This window comes from Lutibacter sp., from assembly GCF_016342705.1.
Classification (GTDB): Bacteria; Bacteroidota; Bacteroidia; order Flavobacteriales; family Flavobacteriaceae; genus Lutibacter.
Genome location: NZ_JAEINV010000005.1, coordinates 1 through 16,813, shown reverse-complemented (window position 1 = coordinate 16,813; position 16,813 = coordinate 1). Strand labels below are relative to the sequence as shown.

Annotated in this window: 16 protein-coding genes; 6 read left to right on the top strand and 10 right to left on the bottom strand. The window is 30.1% G+C overall.

The annotated features are described in order from the left end of the window. The first annotated feature begins 40 nt into the window (after nucleotides 1-40). The 3 genes from JEY78_RS05960 to JEY78_RS05950 all read left to right on the top strand — a co-directional run bounded on the left by JEY78_RS05960 (nucleotide 41) and on the right by JEY78_RS05950 (nucleotide 1,683). Entirely contained in the window at nucleotides 41-607 is a 567-nt protein-coding gene (locus tag JEY78_RS05960; RefSeq protein ID WP_291848009.1) for a sigma-70 family RNA polymerase sigma factor, read from the top strand. A gap of 11 nt (nucleotides 608-618) precedes the next feature. Continuing rightward, nucleotides 619-867, top strand: a complete 249-nt coding sequence (locus tag JEY78_RS05955) for a hypothetical protein (protein WP_291848007.1) — start codon at nucleotides 619-621, stop codon at nucleotides 865-867. Nucleotides 868-1,035: 168 nt separating this feature from the next. Then, entirely contained in the window at nucleotides 1,036-1,683 is a 648-nt protein-coding gene (locus JEY78_RS05950) for an O-methyltransferase (protein ID WP_291848005.1), read from the top strand. On the opposite strand, the gene JEY78_RS05945 is transcribed toward JEY78_RS05950, so the two are convergent. The 3 genes from JEY78_RS05945 to mutS all read right to left on the bottom strand — a co-directional run bounded on the left by JEY78_RS05945 (nucleotide 1,680) and on the right by mutS (nucleotide 5,265). After that, nucleotides 1,680-2,240, bottom strand: a complete 561-nt coding sequence (locus JEY78_RS05945) for a phosphatase PAP2 family protein (protein WP_291848002.1) — start codon at nucleotides 2,238-2,240, stop codon at nucleotides 1,680-1,682. The genes JEY78_RS05950 and JEY78_RS05945 overlap by 4 nt on opposite strands. Before the next feature lie 2 nt (nucleotides 2,241-2,242). Then, complete coding sequence (locus tag JEY78_RS05940) at nucleotides 2,243-2,560, bottom strand: twin-arginine translocase TatA/TatE family subunit (RefSeq protein WP_291848000.1); 318 nt, start codon at nucleotides 2,558-2,560, stop codon at nucleotides 2,243-2,245. Nucleotides 2,561-2,658: 98 nt separating this feature from the next. Continuing rightward, nucleotides 2,659-5,265 (bottom strand): DNA mismatch repair protein MutS, encoded by a 2,607-nt coding sequence (gene mutS, locus JEY78_RS05935; protein ID WP_291847997.1) that lies wholly within the window; start codon nucleotides 5,263-5,265, stop codon nucleotides 2,659-2,661. Nucleotides 5,266-5,328: 63 nt separating this feature from the next. Between mutS and JEY78_RS05930 the strand changes: the two genes are divergently transcribed. Beyond that, entirely contained in the window at nucleotides 5,329-5,859 is a 531-nt protein-coding gene (locus JEY78_RS05930; protein ID WP_291847994.1) for an RNA methyltransferase, read from the top strand. Between the two features lie 112 nt (nucleotides 5,860-5,971). On the opposite strand, the gene mgtE is transcribed toward JEY78_RS05930, so the two are convergent. Genes mgtE through JEY78_RS05910 form a run of 4 tightly spaced genes read right to left on the bottom strand, consistent with a single transcriptional unit; the run spans nucleotide 5,972 to nucleotide 10,243 of the window. Then, nucleotides 5,972-7,324, bottom strand: coding sequence for a magnesium transporter (gene mgtE, locus JEY78_RS05925; protein ID WP_291847991.1), 1,353 nt, complete (start codon nucleotides 7,322-7,324; stop codon nucleotides 5,972-5,974). After that, nucleotides 7,314-8,090 carry a 16S rRNA (adenine(1518)-N(6)/adenine(1519)-N(6))-dimethyltransferase RsmA gene (rsmA, locus tag JEY78_RS05920; RefSeq protein ID WP_291847989.1) on the bottom strand — a complete coding sequence of 259 codons (777 nt, stop codon included), beginning with the start codon at nucleotides 8,088-8,090 and terminating at the stop codon, nucleotides 7,314-7,316. The genes mgtE and rsmA overlap by 11 nt, the downstream gene beginning before the upstream one ends. 4 nt (nucleotides 8,091-8,094) lie before the next feature. Then, entirely contained in the window at nucleotides 8,095-8,427 is a 333-nt protein-coding gene (locus JEY78_RS05915; protein ID WP_291847987.1) for a DUF4286 family protein, read from the bottom strand. A 40-nt stretch (nucleotides 8,428-8,467) separates the two neighbouring features. After that, nucleotides 8,468-10,243 (bottom strand): tetratricopeptide repeat protein, encoded by a 1,776-nt coding sequence (locus JEY78_RS05910; RefSeq protein ID WP_291847985.1) that lies wholly within the window; start codon nucleotides 10,241-10,243, stop codon nucleotides 8,468-8,470. Nucleotides 10,244-10,380: 137 nt separating this feature from the next. On the opposite strand from JEY78_RS05910, the gene JEY78_RS05905 reads away from it, so the two are divergent. Beyond that, nucleotides 10,381-10,524, top strand: a complete 144-nt coding sequence (locus tag JEY78_RS05905; RefSeq protein ID WP_291847983.1) for a hypothetical protein — start codon at nucleotides 10,381-10,383, stop codon at nucleotides 10,522-10,524. On the opposite strand, the gene serS is transcribed toward JEY78_RS05905, so the two are convergent. The 3 genes from serS to JEY78_RS05890 form a co-directional block, all read right to left on the bottom strand. Continuing rightward, nucleotides 10,517-11,791: a serine--tRNA ligase gene (gene serS / locus JEY78_RS05900; RefSeq protein WP_291847980.1), complete on the bottom strand. Its 1,275-nt coding sequence runs from the start codon at nucleotides 11,789-11,791 to the stop codon at nucleotides 10,517-10,519. The two genes, JEY78_RS05905 and serS, sit on opposite strands and share 8 nt — an antisense overlap. A gap of 68 nt (nucleotides 11,792-11,859) precedes the next feature. After that, nucleotides 11,860-12,387, bottom strand: a complete 528-nt coding sequence (locus JEY78_RS05895; protein ID WP_291847977.1) for a hypothetical protein — start codon at nucleotides 12,385-12,387, stop codon at nucleotides 11,860-11,862. A 15-nt stretch (nucleotides 12,388-12,402) separates the two neighbouring features. Continuing rightward, a complete protein-coding gene (locus JEY78_RS05890) occupies nucleotides 12,403-13,347 on the bottom strand; it encodes a bifunctional riboflavin kinase/FAD synthetase (protein WP_291847974.1) in 945 nt (314 codons plus the stop codon). 147 nt (nucleotides 13,348-13,494) lie between these two features. On the opposite strand from JEY78_RS05890, the gene JEY78_RS05885 reads away from it, so the two are divergent. Further along, on the top strand, nucleotides 13,495-16,813 hold a 3,319-nt coding region (locus JEY78_RS05885; RefSeq protein ID WP_291847971.1), incomplete at its 3' end, for a reprolysin-like metallopeptidase.

The window sequence follows — 16,813 nt, the reverse complement described above, 5'->3', positions numbered from 1 at the left end:
AATAACTCTAAATAAATTAAGACAAAAGTAATATTAACGAATGTCAAAAGAAAAACACCAATTGAGCCCTGATAAATGGGTGAAACTTCACGCCGATTATTTGTACAATTTTACTATAGGTAGAATAAACAATCATGATTTAGCAAAAGATTTAGTACAAGATACTTTTTTTGCGGGGTTAAAAGCGATGGATAACTTTCAAGGGTTGGCAAGCGAAAGAACTTGGTTGGTTGCTATTTTAAAAAGAAAAATTATTGATTATTATCGAAAAATAAATTCAACAAAAGGAAAAGCTGAAGTTAAAATGAATTTTTATGCTGATGGCGAAAGAGAAGGTGATTGGATTGAAGAGCGAGTTCCATCATCTTGGAATAATGAAATAGAAAAAAACATTGAGAATGAAGAGTTAAGTGTTGTATTGGAAAAATGTATAAATGGCTTACCAGAAAAATATGCAATGGTATTTAGAATGAAAACTATTGAACAGCTTGAAACAGATGATATTTGTAAGGAGTTAGAAATTACTTCGTCAAATCTTTGGGTAATAATTCACAGAGCCAGAACACAACTCAGAAAATGTATGGAAGATAATTGGTTTAAAAATTAAAGAAAGTACAAATGAAATTAACGTGTAACGAAGCAACCACAATTTGTGATAAAAGCCAATATAAGCAGGCATCTTTTTGGGAAATTATAAAACTAAATATTCATTTAATTTTATGTAAAAAATGCGGTCTTTATTCCAAACAAAATGGAATAATTACTAAATGTATTGAAAAACATAAAACCGATTTAAATAAGCAAAAAATGTGTTTGTGTGAGCAGGAAAAGAAGCAAATGGAGCAGGAATTGAAAACAAAAATTTAAATATAATAATATAAAAAAGGCTATTTAAAAAGTGAAATTTTCATCAACCTTTCCTTGTTGAGGTACTTATAATTGTTGATTATTTGTATGTTGATTATAAGAATTAAGTTCAGAATGATGGTTTTCAATTCTTTTTAAATAGCCTTTTTACTTTTTTAAATAAAAATAATGAAATTTTTACCTGAAAAATTAGACGATTACGTGGTAAGTCATTCTCAAAATGAACCACTGCTTTTACAACAATTAAATAAAGAAACTTGGCAGAAGGTATTAAATCCAAGAATGCTAAGTGGTGCTTATCAAGGAAGAATTTTATCTATAATTTCAAAAATAATAAATCCTAAAAGCATATTAGAAATAGGAACCTATACAGGTTATTCTGCATTGTGTTTGGCTGAAGGTTTACAAAAAGATGGAACGCTAATTACCATTGATAAAAATGAGGAATTAGAAGCTATTTGCAAGAAATATTTTGATGCTTCAGAATATAAAAATCAAATTAAACAAGAAATAGGGAACGCGTTAGAAATTATTCCAACCATCAATAAAAAGTTTGATTTGGTATTTATAGATGCTGACAAGGTGAATTACAGTAATTATTTTCAATTAATTATTGAAAAAATGAATCCAGGAGGTATTATTTTATCAGATAATGTACTTTGGAGCGGAAAAGTAATTGAAGATGTTAAGCCAAATGATATGGATACTTTAGAATTATTAGCTTACAATAAATTATTAAATAATGATAAAAGAATTGAAACAGTTTTATTGCCAATTAGAGATGGTTTAACAATTAGTAGAGTAAAAACTGTTTAATTTTTAAGGAAAAATTTATTTAATATTTTGTAAAAACAGAATGCAATACTAAAACCTAAAAGCATTCCAAATAAAATATCTAATGGATAGTGAGCCGCTAAATATAGTCTACTGTATGCAAATAATATTGGAAATAAAAATATAAGCGAAGCAAATTTGTAGTGTTTTTTCAATATCCAAAATGTTAAAAAAGCAACCGTGAATGATACTGTAGAATGGCCAGAAACAAAACTAAAATCGTGTGCTTCAATTAATACCCTAATAGATTCATTAACACTCAAGTCATTTATAGGTCTAAGGCGTTCTACATAATTTTTTATAAAATGTACAATTAATAAAGAAAAAGCGGCACTTAATGCTGTAAATATTGCTATAATAATAGCTTTTTTAAAGCCAAAAGCTTTAAAACCAACATAAAATAATATAAAAAATAAAGGAATCCAATATAAAGGATTGGTGATAAATATCCAAAACTCATCCCACGGAGTAGCTCCTTTTGAATGCAGAAAAAGCAGTAATTCTTTGTCGTAATTAATAAGCGAATTTAATAGATCCAATATTACAAGTTTCTTTTTATTGGCCCAGTAATGTCATCAATAATTTTGTCTTTAATTTTTTTAACGGGTTGTGTTATATCCTCAACATTATCAGTTACTTTACTAATTTCATTTCTTACTTTTGCAGCAAGGTCAACATCAATATTATGTTTTTCAGCACTATTCTGAATTTCTCTTTTAATATCATTTGTTGCATCCTTTATTTGTCTCATACCTTGCCCTAATCCTCTAGCAATTTCGGGAAGTTTATCAGCGCCAAATAACATAACAGCGATAATTAAAACAACAAATATTTCAGCACCACTAATAAATAAATACATGTTTTTAAACTTTAGAATAAACAAAGGTAATTAAAAAATATGTCAAAAAAATGTTAAAGAAAGTTTGTATTAAATAGCTTCTTGTTTAGAAGCAATAACTATTTCTTTACTAACATTCTTTTTATTTCATTCAATTTCATTAAAGCTTCAATTGGTGTAAGCGTGTCAATATTTGTTGATAGTATTTCTTCCTTTATATTTTCCAATAAAGGATCGTCTAACTTAAAAAAGCTTAATTGCATATCATTTTCAGCGGCATTTTTTAATGTTTCTTTTACTTCTGAATTGGTATGATTTTTTTCTAATTGCTTCAGCATTTTTGTTGCTCTATGAATAACAGAACTCGGCATTCCTGCTAGTTTAGCTACATAAATACCAAAACTATGTTCGCTTCCTCCAGGAACTAATTTACGTAAGAAAATAACTTTATCTTTTAATTCTTTTACCGAAACGTTGAAGTTTTTAATACGATCAAAAGTATTGGTCATATCATTTAATTCGTGGTAATGTGTAGCAAATAATGTTTTTGCTTTTGAAGGATGTTCGTGTAAATATTCTGCAATTGCCCAAGCTATTGAAATTCCATCGTATGTGCTTGTTCCGCGTCCAATTTCATCTAACAACACCAAACTTCTGTCCGAAATATTATTTAAAATACTAGCAGTTTCGTTCATTTCTACCATAAAAGTAGATTCGCCCATAGAAATATTATCACTGGCACCAACACGTGTAAAAATTTTATCGACTATTCCAATTCGAGCATTTTGAGCAGGAACATAACTTCCCATTTGCGCCAATAAAACAATTAAAGCGGTTTGACGTAAAATAGCCGATTTACCACTCATATTCGGTCCTGTAATCATAATAATTTGCTGTTGATGCGTATTTAAAACAACATCATTTGCAATGTATTCTTCACCAATGGGTAATTGCTTTTCAATAACAGGATGGCGACCATTTTTTATTTCTAAATCGGTGCTTTCATCCAATTGTGGACGTACATAATTGTGTTGTTTGGCAATTTGCGCAAAGGAACATAAACAATCTATTTGCGCAATAAGTTGTGCGTTTAATTGTATTGGTTGAATATAATCTATTAAATTACTGATTAACTCTGCAAATAATTCACTTTCAAGTTTCCCAATTTTTTCTTCTGCACCTAAAATTTTGGTTTCGTATTCTTTTAATTCTTCAGTAATATAACGCTCAGCACTTACCAAAGTTTGTTTGCGAATCCAATCGGCAGGTACTTTATCTTTATGTGTGTTTCTAACTTCAATATAATAACCAAAAACATTATTAAATGCTATTTTTAATGATGTAATTCCAGAACGCTCAATTTCGCGAGCCAACATAGCATCTAAATAATCTTTTCCTTTGGTTGAAATAGCTCTTAAATCATCCAATTCTTTTGAAACACCTTCGGCAATTGCATCTCCTTTGTTAATATTTACTGGTGCATCTTCGTTTAAAGTTTTTGTTATTTTTTCACGAAGCGTATTGCAGTTTTGTAATTGTTCGCCAATTATTTTTAAACTTTCGTTATCACTTTTTTCAGCAGCTTCTTTTATTGGAATAATAGCATTTAAGGAATTTTTAAGCAATACAACTTCACGCGGATTTACTTTTCCGGTTGCAACTTTAGAAACCAAACGCTCAATATCACTAATTTGTTTAATTTGAAAGGTTGTTAACTCAAAAAAGTCATCATTATCTATTAAATATTTTACAATATCGTGTCGTTTTTTTATTCTGCTAATGTCTTTTAAAGGCAATGCAAGCCAGCGTTTTAATAAACGTCCGCCCATTGGCGAAATGGTTTTATCAATAACATCTAAAAGCGTTACTGCATTTACCGAAGTTGAATTGTACAATTCTAAATTACGGATGGTAAAACGATCCATCCACACATAATTATCTTCAGAAATACGGTTAATTACGGAAATATGTTCCAGTTTATTATGTTGCGTTTCGGATAAATAATATAGCACGGCACCTGATGAAATAATTCCTTCATTTAATTCATCAACACCAAAACCTTTTAACGTTTTTACTTTAAAATGATTGGTTAAGGTTTCCATCGCATAGGTTTCCTGAAAAATCCAATCTTCTAAATAAAAAGTATAAAAGCGATCACCAAAAAGTTCTTTAAACTTATTTTTATATTGTTTTTGAACCAAAACCTCACTTGGGTTAAAGTTCTGTAACAACTTATCTATATATTCTGTATTCCCCTGTGCCGTTAAAAATTCCCCTGTTGATACATCTAAAAATGAAACTCCTAAATGTTTTTTTCCAAAGTGAATAGCTGCTAAAAAATTATTGGTGTTGGATTGTAATACTTCATCATTTAAAGCAACACCTGGCGTTACCAATTCCGTTACACCACGTTTTACAATGGTTTTCGTCATTTTTGGGTCTTCTAGCTGATCGCAAATAGCAACACGCATTCCTGCTTTTACTAATTTTGGTAAATAGGTGTTTAAGGAGTGATGCGGAAAACCAGCTAGTGCAGTTTCAGTTTCACTTCCTGCGCCACGTTTTGTTAAAATAATTCCTAAAACTTTAGAAGCCTTTTTTGCATCTTCTCCAAAAGTTTCATAAAAATCGCCCACTCTAAATAGCAACATTGCATCAGGGTATTTTACCTTAATTGCGTTGTATTGTTTCATTAATGGTGTGACTTTCTCTTTTTTTGCTGCCAATTTTATAGGAAATTAAGTTAGTTTTGCGAAGTTAATTATTCCGTTTTAAAGATAAACGAATTTATGAGAAAATTAAAAAATAGCGAATTAGGCAGGCCAACTATTGAAGAATTTAAAGGAACAACTAAAATTCCTTTAATTGTGGTGTTGGATAATATTAGAAGTTTAAACAATATTGGTTCGGTTTTTAGAACTAGTGATGCTTTTTTAATTGAAAAAATATACCTCTGTGGAATTACGGCGCAACCGCCACATAAGGACATTCATAAAACGGCTTTGGGAGCAACAGAATCTGTTGATTGGGAATATGTGGAAGATTCCTTGGCTTTGGTTGAAAAGTTAAAAAAAGAGGGTGTTATTGTTGCATCTATTGAACAGGCCGAAAACAGTACGATGTTGCAAAATTTTAGCATTGAATTGAATAAAAAATATGCGGTAGTTTTTGGAAATGAAGTAAAAGGAGTTCAGCAAAAAGTAGTTTCTGCTTCTGATTATTGTGTTGAAATTCCACAATTGGGAACCAAACATTCTTTAAATATTTCGGTGAGTGTTGGTGTTGTTTTATGGGATTTGTTTAAAAAAATGCAATTTTAAAAGGTTGTTTTGCATTAAGGATTGAAGCATTTGTTTGAGCTCTTTTAATTGTTGAAAAACAATTAGAAAGCGAGTGTGAAAAGCCTGACACAGCGTGAAATGCCCAAATAATTTAGAAGCCTAAAATTAATTTGGCAATCCAAAAGTAGATTAAAATCCCACAAATATCATTACTGGTAGTAATAAAAGGACCAGTAGCTAACGCAGGATCAATTCCTCTTTTATCTAAAATTATAGGAACAAAAGTTCCAATTATGGAGGCAATTATTATTACGGAAACTAAAGAAATAGCTACGGTAAGTCCAACTTTAATATCAAAACCTAGAAAAAACATTCCTGCTGACATTAAAAGTGCCGCAAGAACAAAACCATTTAATAAGCTTAAAGAAACTTCTTTTATAAGCCTTTTCCACCAAGAACCTTTTAAACTATCATTGGCTAAACCTTGTAAAATAATTGCTGAAGATTGCACACCTACATTTCCAGCCATTGCTGCAATTAATGGTGTAAAAAAGAAAAGCTCTTTATATTTTATCATAGCAGTTGCGAATCCGCCTAAAATGGAAACACTTACAAAACCACCAAACAATGCTAAAATTAACCAAGGTAACCGTGCTTTTGTTAATTCCCAAATGGTATCATCGGCTTCTACATCTTGCGAAATACCTGCGGCCATTTGGTAATCTTTTTCGGCTTCTTCTTTTATTACGTCTACAATATCATCAATAGTAATTCTACCAACTAAACGACCTAATTCATCAACAACCGGAATTGCTTCTAAATCGTATTTTTGCATAATTTTAGCAACATCTTCCGCATCATCATTAACAGTTACCGAGTCTACTTTTTTAATAAAAACATCTTTTATGGCCGTTTTTGTTGAGGTTGTTAATAAATCTTTTAATGATAAACGACCTTTTAAAATATTGTTATCATCTACCACATAGATTGAATGTACGCGAGAAACTTCTTCTGCTTGCGCACGCATTTCTTTTACACAAGTTAGTACGTTCCAGTTTTCGTTAACTTTCACTAACTCTTTTGCCATTAAACCTCCCGCAGTATCTTCATCATACCTTAAAAGTTCAATGATGTCTTTGGCGTGCTCCTCATCTTCAATATGAGAAATTACCTCTTTTATTTGCTTGTCGGAAAGTTCAGAAATAATATCGGCAGCATCATCGGTATCTAGTTCTGATAATTCTTCTGCAATTTCTTTTGATGAAAGTCCTTTTAAAATATTTTCACGTGTATCTTCATCTAATTCGGCAATAATTTCAGAAGTTACATCGCTTTCTAATAATTTAATGATGTAAATAGCCTCAGAATATTCAATTTCTTCAATTATTTCAGCAATATCGGCATAATGCACTTCTTCTAACAGTGTTAGCAGTGCATCTTCATTATCTTCAGCAATTAATTGTTGAATTTGTTGAATATATTCATTGGTAATTTCAAATGGCATCGTTCTCTATTTTTGAAGTGAGATTGATAAATTCCTGAACAGATAATTGCTCTGGGCGTTTGGCAAAGATAGTATCTTCTCTTAAATTATCCGATAAATTCAAAGTTTTTAAACTGTTGCGTAAGGTTTTTCTTCTTTGTTGAAAGGCTGTTTTTACCACTTTGTAAAACAATTTTTCATCAACAGGAAGTGTGTAATTTTCTTTTCTCACCAATCTAATTACGCCAGAATCTACTTTTGGAGGCGGATTAAAAACCGTTGGAGGAACCGTAAATAAATATTCAACATCATAAAAAGCTTGTGTTAAAACCGATAAAATCCCATATACTTTGCTGCCTTCTTTTTCAGCAATTCTTAAAGCAACTTCCTTTTGAAACATTCCAGCAAATTCTGGAATTTGATGCCTGTTTTCTAATGTTTTAAAAACAATTTGTGTTGAAATATTGTAAGGAAAGTTTCCAATAATAGCTACTTGTTCTTCACCAAAAAATTCAGATATATTAATTTTTAAAAAATCTTTAGAAATTATTCTTTCAGCTAAATTTAAATAATGTGCTTTTAAATATTCAACCGATTCGGTATCAATTTCAATAACGTGCGTTGTAAAATCTTTTTTAAGCAAGTATTTTGTTAAAACACCCATTCCCGGACCAATTTCCAACACATTTTTATAGTTAGTTCCTATTAAACTATCTGCAATTTGTTGTGCAATTAATTCATCCGTTAAAAAATGTTGACCTAGGTGTTTTTTTGCTTTTACACTCATAAAATTAGTTGTTTATACTTGTACTAAATTGTTCGTTAATAACTTTTAATTCAGTTCTAAATGCAACAATTTTATCCTTAAATAAATTCATGGCTTCATCGCGTAATTTTGGTGCATCTTCTTTGTAATATTTATGAAGTGTTTCAATACTATCCGTTGAATATTGAACTGCATATGTTGAGCCACCCATTTCTTCATCAATTAAAACTAAATTCATTTTTGCAACTGTAAATTTACCGGTGGCTAACATATCAGGAATATGTTTTGATTTCATCCAATTAAGCCATTCATCGTGAATAGATTCATCTACATTAGTTGTTACGTTGTATATGTACATTTTTGTGTTTTTATTTAATATTATTATAATTTGAGGTGCTTTAATTAATGTTGTCTCCTCGTAAATTTCTGAATTTTTTTCGAGCATCTACTAAAAATATGCTAGATGGATATTCAAATATAATTTTTTGGTAATACTCTTTGGCTTTTTCTATATTTTGTAATTTATTTAAGTACAATTCTGCTAAAAAATAATGCGCATCATCGGCTAAAATATCATCATTATTAATGGATATTATTTTTAAATAATTTTGTTCAGCGCTTGAGAACTGATTTGTTTTTTCAAAAAGTTGCGCTTGTTTAAATAAAGCTTCGTCTTCAATTGGGTGACCTTTATAGTTGTTTAAAATAACTTGCAAAGTATCAATTGCTTGTTGGTTTTTATTTTGAAAAGCTAATAAATCGGCTTTAGCATAGGTTTTTAAAGCTATTTTTAAACTGTCTTTTACGGCATTATCTGTAATTAACAAATTTAAGTCTAAAGCATCGTTCGAAATTAATTGCGACGTTGAGTTTTTTAGTACTTTTAATTGCGATTGTGCCCATTCAAAATCACCTTTAAAATAAGAGGTTTGTGCAATTTTAAAACGCGCAGTTTGTCCGATTGTATGATTTTTTAGGTCGTTCTGAACTTGTGTATAATAAATTAAAGCTGAATTAAATTTACCAGTAAACACTAAAATATCAGCCAATTTTGTTTTTAAATAGCCAGTTTGAAATTCATTAATAGGTATTTTTAAAGCATCTTTAAGTACGTCAATTCCTTTTTCAGGCTCATTCTTTTTGAAAGCTAAAAATTCGGCATAAATAGCTTGTATTCCAATAGTGTTTTTAGTTTTTCCATATTGTAAAAATAATTGTTGAAACTGATTTTCAATGCTTTCATTTGAAGCGTTTGTTTTCATATCAATTTCTAGTAAGTACAATTTTGCAGTTAATTCTGTTTCTAGATTTGAAATATTTTCCAATACAAAATGGAAACAATTTTTTGAAGCTTCGTAAGATTTGTTTTCAAAAGCAATTTTACCAATTTCAATAATGTTTTCTAAACCAGCTTCATTTCTTTTAAAAATAGCTTTTTCTTGAATTAGTGCTTTTTCATATTCTTTTTGCTGCATAAAAAGCCAACTTAATAATTGATTCCAACTTGTTATGGGATTGTTTTGAAGACGTTTTATTAATATTTTTTTAAGTATAAGATTATTTTCATTTTCTGAATCATCTGTTATAAACCTTCCCATATAACTTTTTGAAGTAGGTAAATACGTATCATTAATTAAAATCATATCTAAATATGTATTAAACATATTTTCAATTTCACCTTTTTCACCATAAATTAAAGCAATTTGAAAATTGTAGTTTGCTTTTGGAATTAATTCCATCGTTTTTTTATAAGCTAATAGGGCATAATCTAACAAATGATTATCTTGAAATGTTTTACCTACAATGTAACCTAAATTTGGAGTTTCATTTATTGCGTTAAGCGCTTTTTTGTAAAATTCCTCTGCCTTTTCTGGTAAATATTGTAATTGATAATTGTAACCAATTTCAATAAATAAATATTGCTGATTTTTTAAAGTATTAATTTGTTTAGTTATAACTTCATTAGCAGTATCAAATTGTTGTAATTGTTGATAACAGTCAATTAAATAGTTTAAATAAATAGAATTGTAAGGGTTTTCTTCGTGTAAAGGTTTGTATAATGCTGCTGCTTTTTCATAGTCACCATTTCGTAAATATTGAAATGCTAATTGTTGTTCCTGTGCTTGAAATTGCAGAGAAAAACAACAAAAAAATATGAAAAATAAATAGCGCATTATCTATAGTTTATCAATCAAATATAGCACAAACAAGTGTTAAAGTTTTTATAAATACAAGTTATTTTGAACTAGGCGCTGTTACATTTTGGCACGGAAATTGTCTTAACAATATAAAACAACTAAATTTTATTAAAATGAACGACTTAATCAAACACTACGAAACAGCAAAAAAGAAAGCTATAAAATTTATGAAAAAAGGTCAAATCAATGCATATTTTGATGCGTTAATTGAAATGAACTATTATAAAAAATTATTAATAGCTGTTCAGTCTAATTAATTAAATCAAATCCACAATAAGGCACTAAAACTTTAGGTATTTTTATACCTTCAGGTGTTTGGCAGTTTTCTAATAAACCAGCTAAAACGCGTGGTAATGCCAAAGAACTTCCGTTTAAAGTATGTGCTAATTCGCTTTTGCCTTCACTATTTTTAAAACGAAGTTTTAAGCGATTTGCTTGAAAATTCTCAAAATTAGATACTGAACTTATTTCTAACCAACGATCTTGTGCTGTTGAAAATACTTCAAAATCATATGTTAAGGCTGATGTAAAGCCCATATCTCCACCACATAAGCGTAAAATTCTATATGGCATGTTTAATTCTTGTAAAATACTTTTTACGTGGTTAACCATGGAGTCTAAAGCTTTATAAGAATTGTTTGGGTGTTCAATTCGTACAATTTCAACTTTATCAAATTGGTGCAATCTGTTTAAGCCTCTAACGTGTGCTCCATAAGAACCAGCTTCACGTCTAAAACAAGGAGTGTAAGCAGTTTTGCAGATAGGAAATTCATCTTCTTTTAAAATTACATCTCTAAAAATATTAGTTACTGGAACTTCAGCAGTAGGAATTAAATATAAATTATCTTGTGCATCGTGGTACATTTGCCCTTCTTTATCTGGCAATTGACCTGTTCCAAATCCAGAAGCTTCGTTTACCAAATGCGGCACCTGAACTTCATCGTAACCCGCAGCAGTATTTTTATCTAAAAAATAGTTGATTAAAGCGCGTTGTAATTTTGCACCTTTACCTTTATAAACTGGGAATCCGGCACCAGCAATTTTATTTCCAAGTTCAAAATCTATAATATCATATTTTTTTGCTAATTCCCAATGTGGTAAAGCATCTTTGTGTAACACCGGAATTTTACCTTCTTGAAAAACAGTTAAATTATCATCCGCAGAAACGCCATTCGGAACAATTTCATTTGGAATGTTCGGAATTAAATACAGTAATTCTTGTAATTCATTCGCTTTATTTTGAAGACTTTCAGTTAAATCTTTCGATTTATCTTTTAATTGAACTGTTTTTTTCTTTAAAATATCAGCTTTTTGAGTTTCTCCAGATTTGAAAAGCATTCCTATATCTTTCGATAATTTATTAGATTCGGCAAGCATTGCATCCAATTCTGTTTGAATTGCTCTACGTTCTTCATCTGCAGCAATAGTTTTATCAACTAATTCTTCAGCGTTTTTAAAATTTCTTTTGGCTAAACCTTTTAAAACAATTTCTTTGTTTTCTCTAATAAAAGCTACTTGTAACATTGTTTTTTTCCTTTAAATGATGCGCAAATTTAAGAAAATGCTGCTAATAGTAACTATTTAGTTTCAAATCATTTTAAAGAAACCGTTTGGTGTATTGTTGAAATAATTTGAGGAACTTCGGTTATTTTAAAATCTACCTTAAAAGTAATGCTATCTTTTGATGCTTTTGAAATTTTAAATTCACCATTTTTTATAGCGTAATAACCTGTAGCACCTTTGCAGTAACACAATCTTCCAAAATAAAGTTTTACATTTTGAAGTTCTTCATTAGTTATTGAAACTTCTGTAATTTCAGAAGGTAATTCGGCATAGATAATTTCGGTATAATTGCTGTCTTCGGTATTTTTTAAAGGATTTTTTTGAAAAGTATATTGAAAGAGTGTTTTATCTCCATCTGAAATAACCGGATATAAATTCCCAAATTCATCCGATTTAAATTCAATAGATTTATTCGGAAGAAGTTCTAAATTACACGTTCCATTTTCTGGACAATCTAAAGAATCTATCATTATCGGTTCGTTTATTTGAAAGTTAAAACTTTTGCAAGAACTTAATGTTGCAAAAAGAATAAGTGTTAAAAAGATGTTTTTTTTCATAAGAATGAATTTCACTTAATTAGTTTCAAAAAAAGTGCCACGAATGATTTCTAACGATTTTTGTTTATCTTTTTTAAGCTGAATTGTTAATTTCTCAATGGAGTTAAATTTAATTTCATCCCGTAAAAAATGTAACACTTCAATTGTTAAAATTTGATTGTATAAATCTTTATGTAACTCAAAAAAATTGATTTCAATAGTTTGGTTTTTACCACTGACAGTTGGTCTGTAGCCAATATTCATCATGCCAAAAACAACGCTATTTTCAATAGTAGATTTTACAATGTAAGCACCTGTTTTAGGAATTAATTTGTAAGTTTCTTTTATATGAATATTTGCTGTTGGAAACCCTATTTTTTCACCTAAGTTTTTACCTTTTACAACACTGCCAGTTAACATAAAATTATACCCTAAATAGCTGTTTGCTTTTTCTATTTCTCCTTTTTCTATAGCGGCTCTAATTTTGGTAGAACTAACGGTACTATTGCTAATATCTTGTTGTGAAATTTCTTTAAGTGTGAAGTTAAATTCAGTACCAAATTTTTGTAAAGAAGTGAAATTTCCAGTTCTGTCTTTCCCAAAATGATGATCGTAGCCAATTACTAATCTAGAAATCTTCAGTTTGTCTACTAAAATATTTTTGACAAATTCAAAGGCTGTTAAATTTGCAAATTCATCAGAAAATTTGTGAATAATTATAGCATCAAGCCCAATGTTATCAAGTAATTTAATACGTTCTTCAATAGTATTTATTAATTTAATTGTTGCATTTTTTTGAAGCACCATTCTGGGATGTGGAAAAAAAGTAAGTAATACAGATGTTGCATTATTTTTTTTAGCACTTTCAACTAAATCTTGTATCACTTTTTGATGCCCTAAATGAACACCATCAAAAGTTCCAATGGTAACAAATGATTTATTTGTGGATTTGTAGGTAGATATATTTTTAAATATCTTCAAAATAATAACAAGTGAAATTAGTGTGCAAAAGTACTTTTTTTATTGCAATGTGAAATATTAACTACAATATAATGGTACAAAAGTTGTATTCAAACTATTTATTAATGATATATTTGTTGTCTTAAATACCCCTAAAATTAGGTTTATATGAGTAATTTGAAGTTAAATACTATTTGTAGTGTTGTTTTATTGTTTTTTTTAAGTGTCGCAGTTTCTGGGCAAAATGCTGATGAATTATGGAAAAAGGGCGGGAACTCTAAAAAAAATAGTTCGAAAAAATATATTAGAAAAACCATTCCAACAAAGTTTAATGAGTTCAGTTTAAATGTTGATTTATTAAAAAGTAAACTTAAAAATATACCGCAAAGAAAAGGAAGCCAGATTTCCAATGGAGTTACAATTAGTTTTCCAAATGCTGAAGGTATTTTAGAACAATACACTGTTGTTGAAGCTTCAATAATGGATGAAAAACTTCAAAAAGAAAATCCTTCAATAAGATCTTATGTAGGAAAGGGAATACATAATTCAAATGCTTTAATTCGATTTACTGTTACTCCAATGGGTTTACATGGAATGATTTTAAAAGATGGAGAATCTACAGTTTATATAGATCCAGAAGCAAAAAATGACAACTCTTATGTAGTGTACTCAAAAAATAATTTACCTGCCATAGATCCTTTTGAATGTAAATTTGATGAAATAAACCAAAATGTTAAAACCAATACAAGTGATGTAAGTGCTAAAGCTGAAAACGCTAATGATGGTAAATTAAGAACCTTTAGGTTGGCCATTGCAACCACAGGAGAATATTCGCAATTTCACTTAACAAATCAAGGGATTTTAGCAACAGCAACTGACGACGAAAAGAAAACAGCAATTTTATCGGCTATAGTAGCAACTATGACAAGAGTGAATGGCATTTTTGAGAGGGATGTGGCTTTAACTATGGTTTTAGTAGCAACTAACAAGAACATAATTTTTTTAGATGCAGCCACTGATGGTTTTACAAATGATGATAGTGATAAATTGATTGATGAAAGTCAAACAAAAATAAATGCAGGGATTGGTATAAGTAATTATGATATTGGACATACATTTAGTACCGGAGGTGGTGGTTTAGCGCAATTAAACTCGCCTTGTACTACTAATAAAGCAAGGGGAATTACAGGGTCAGGTAGTCCAATTGGTGATGCGTATGATATTGATTATGTAGCTCACGAAATGGGGCATCAGTTTGGGGCACATCATACTTTTAATGGCGATGCAGGAAATTGTAGTGGAACCAACAGAAATAATAGCACAGCTGTAGAGCCTGGAAGTGGATCTACAATTATGGCGTATGCAGGAATTTGTACACCTCAAAATGTTCAAAATGCTAGTGATGATTATTTTCATTTAGTTAGTATTAGAGAAATGTGGAATAATATTTCAGCAGGAAATAGTACATGTGCTGTACAAACAGCAACTTCAAATAGTGTACCTGTTATAGCAGCACTTCAAAATTATACTATTCCTGTTTCTACACCTTTTGTTTTAAATGCAAGTGCAACAGATGCGAATGGTGATAATTTAACGTATACTTGGGAGCAATTGGACACTGAAATAGCTGTACATCCCCTAGTTTCAACATCTACAGTTGGACCTGCATTTCGATCTGTAAAACCATCTACCTCTTCGAAAAGATATTTTCCAGATGTGGCAACTGTATTAGCTGGAAATTTACAAAGTACTTGGGAGGTTTTACCTTCAGTTTCAAGAACAATGCGATTTGGTGTAAACGTTAGAGATAATTTTGTTGGAGGAGGTCAAACGGCAAGTAAAGAAAATGTAATTACATTTGATGCAACTGCGGGTCCATTTGCAGTTACTTCACAATCTACTTCAGTAACTTGGGATGCGGGAACATCTCAAACAATTACGTGGAATGTGGCTAACACAAATAATGCACCTGTAAATTGTAGCCTAGTAAATATTTTATTTTCTTCAGATGGAGGATTAACATATCCAACAGTTTTAGCGTCTAACGTTGATAATAATGGAAGTCATGTTATTGTGGCTCCGTTAGTAGGAACAGCGCAAGGAAGGATAAAAATTGAAAGTGTAGGTAATATCTTTTATGCAATTAATGCAAGTAAAATAGCAATTCAAACTTCAGAGTTTGTAATGAATTTTCAGGAGTTTTCAAAAAAGTCTTGTTTGCCAAATGATGTAACTTATAATTTCACATATACTACTTTCTTAGGTTTTAATGAAGAAACAACCTTTTCAGCAACTAATTTACCTGCTGGATCATCCGTTACATTTAATCCAACAAAAGCGCAAAATAATAATACACCAGTAGAAATGGTAATTAGTGGATTAGATATAGGAGATATTGGTGAATTTAATATTTCGGTTACAGGAACTTCTGCTACAACAGCGAAGGTTAAAACTACTTCGGTTAATTTAAATGCTTTTTCATCTGTTATTTCTGCTCCAAATTTAATATTGCCAGAAAACAATGCAATTAGTGTTTTAAAGCCATATAATTTATCGTGGCAATCAGATATAAATGCGCTAGAATATATTGTTGAAGTTACAACAGATAACACATTTACAAATATATTAGAATCTGCAACGGTAGTTGAAAATAAATATAGCGCAAGTCTGTTACAATTAAATACTAAATATTTTTGGAGAGTTAAAAGTAAAAATGATTGTGGTGAAAGTTCTTACTCAACAGTTTTTAATTTTACAACAGCTGATGAAGTTTGCAATTCAATAAATTCTACAGATACTCCAATTAATATTCCCGATAATTCAATTGTTGGGATCAGTTCAAAAATAAGTATTACTCAGAATAAAATTATTACAGATCTTATTTTAACAGTTAATATTACACATCCTTGGGTTGGTGACTTAACATTAAAATTAATAAGTCCAAAAGGAACAACAGTTTTATTGGCTGCAAATGTTGGAGATGAAGGGGATGGTTTTGATAATACAACTTTTGACGATGCTGGTACTGATATTATAAACTTAGGTATGCCTCCATTTACTGGGGTTTTTATTCCTCAAGAAAGTTTAAGTAAATTTTTAAATGAAGAATCATATGGTGAATGGCAATTATTAGTAATAGATGAAGGGCCAGATGATATTGGAGTGATTAATAGTTGGAGCTTAGATGTTTGTGGAGTTGTTGTAATAAGTGATGATGATGATAAAGATGGGGTTTTTAATTCATCTGATTTATGTCCAAACACACCGTTAGGGATAAATGTAAACGCTACAGGCTGCCCTATTTTTAGTTTACCTGCATCCAACTTTTCAGTTACAGCCATCAGTGAAACCTGTCCAAACAAAAACAATGGTCAGATAGTTATTACAGGCCAAGCATCACATCCGTATGTGGCAACTATAAATGGAACTAATTATAATTTTACCAACAATAGTTTAACAGTTTCAAATTTACAACCAGGAACTTATA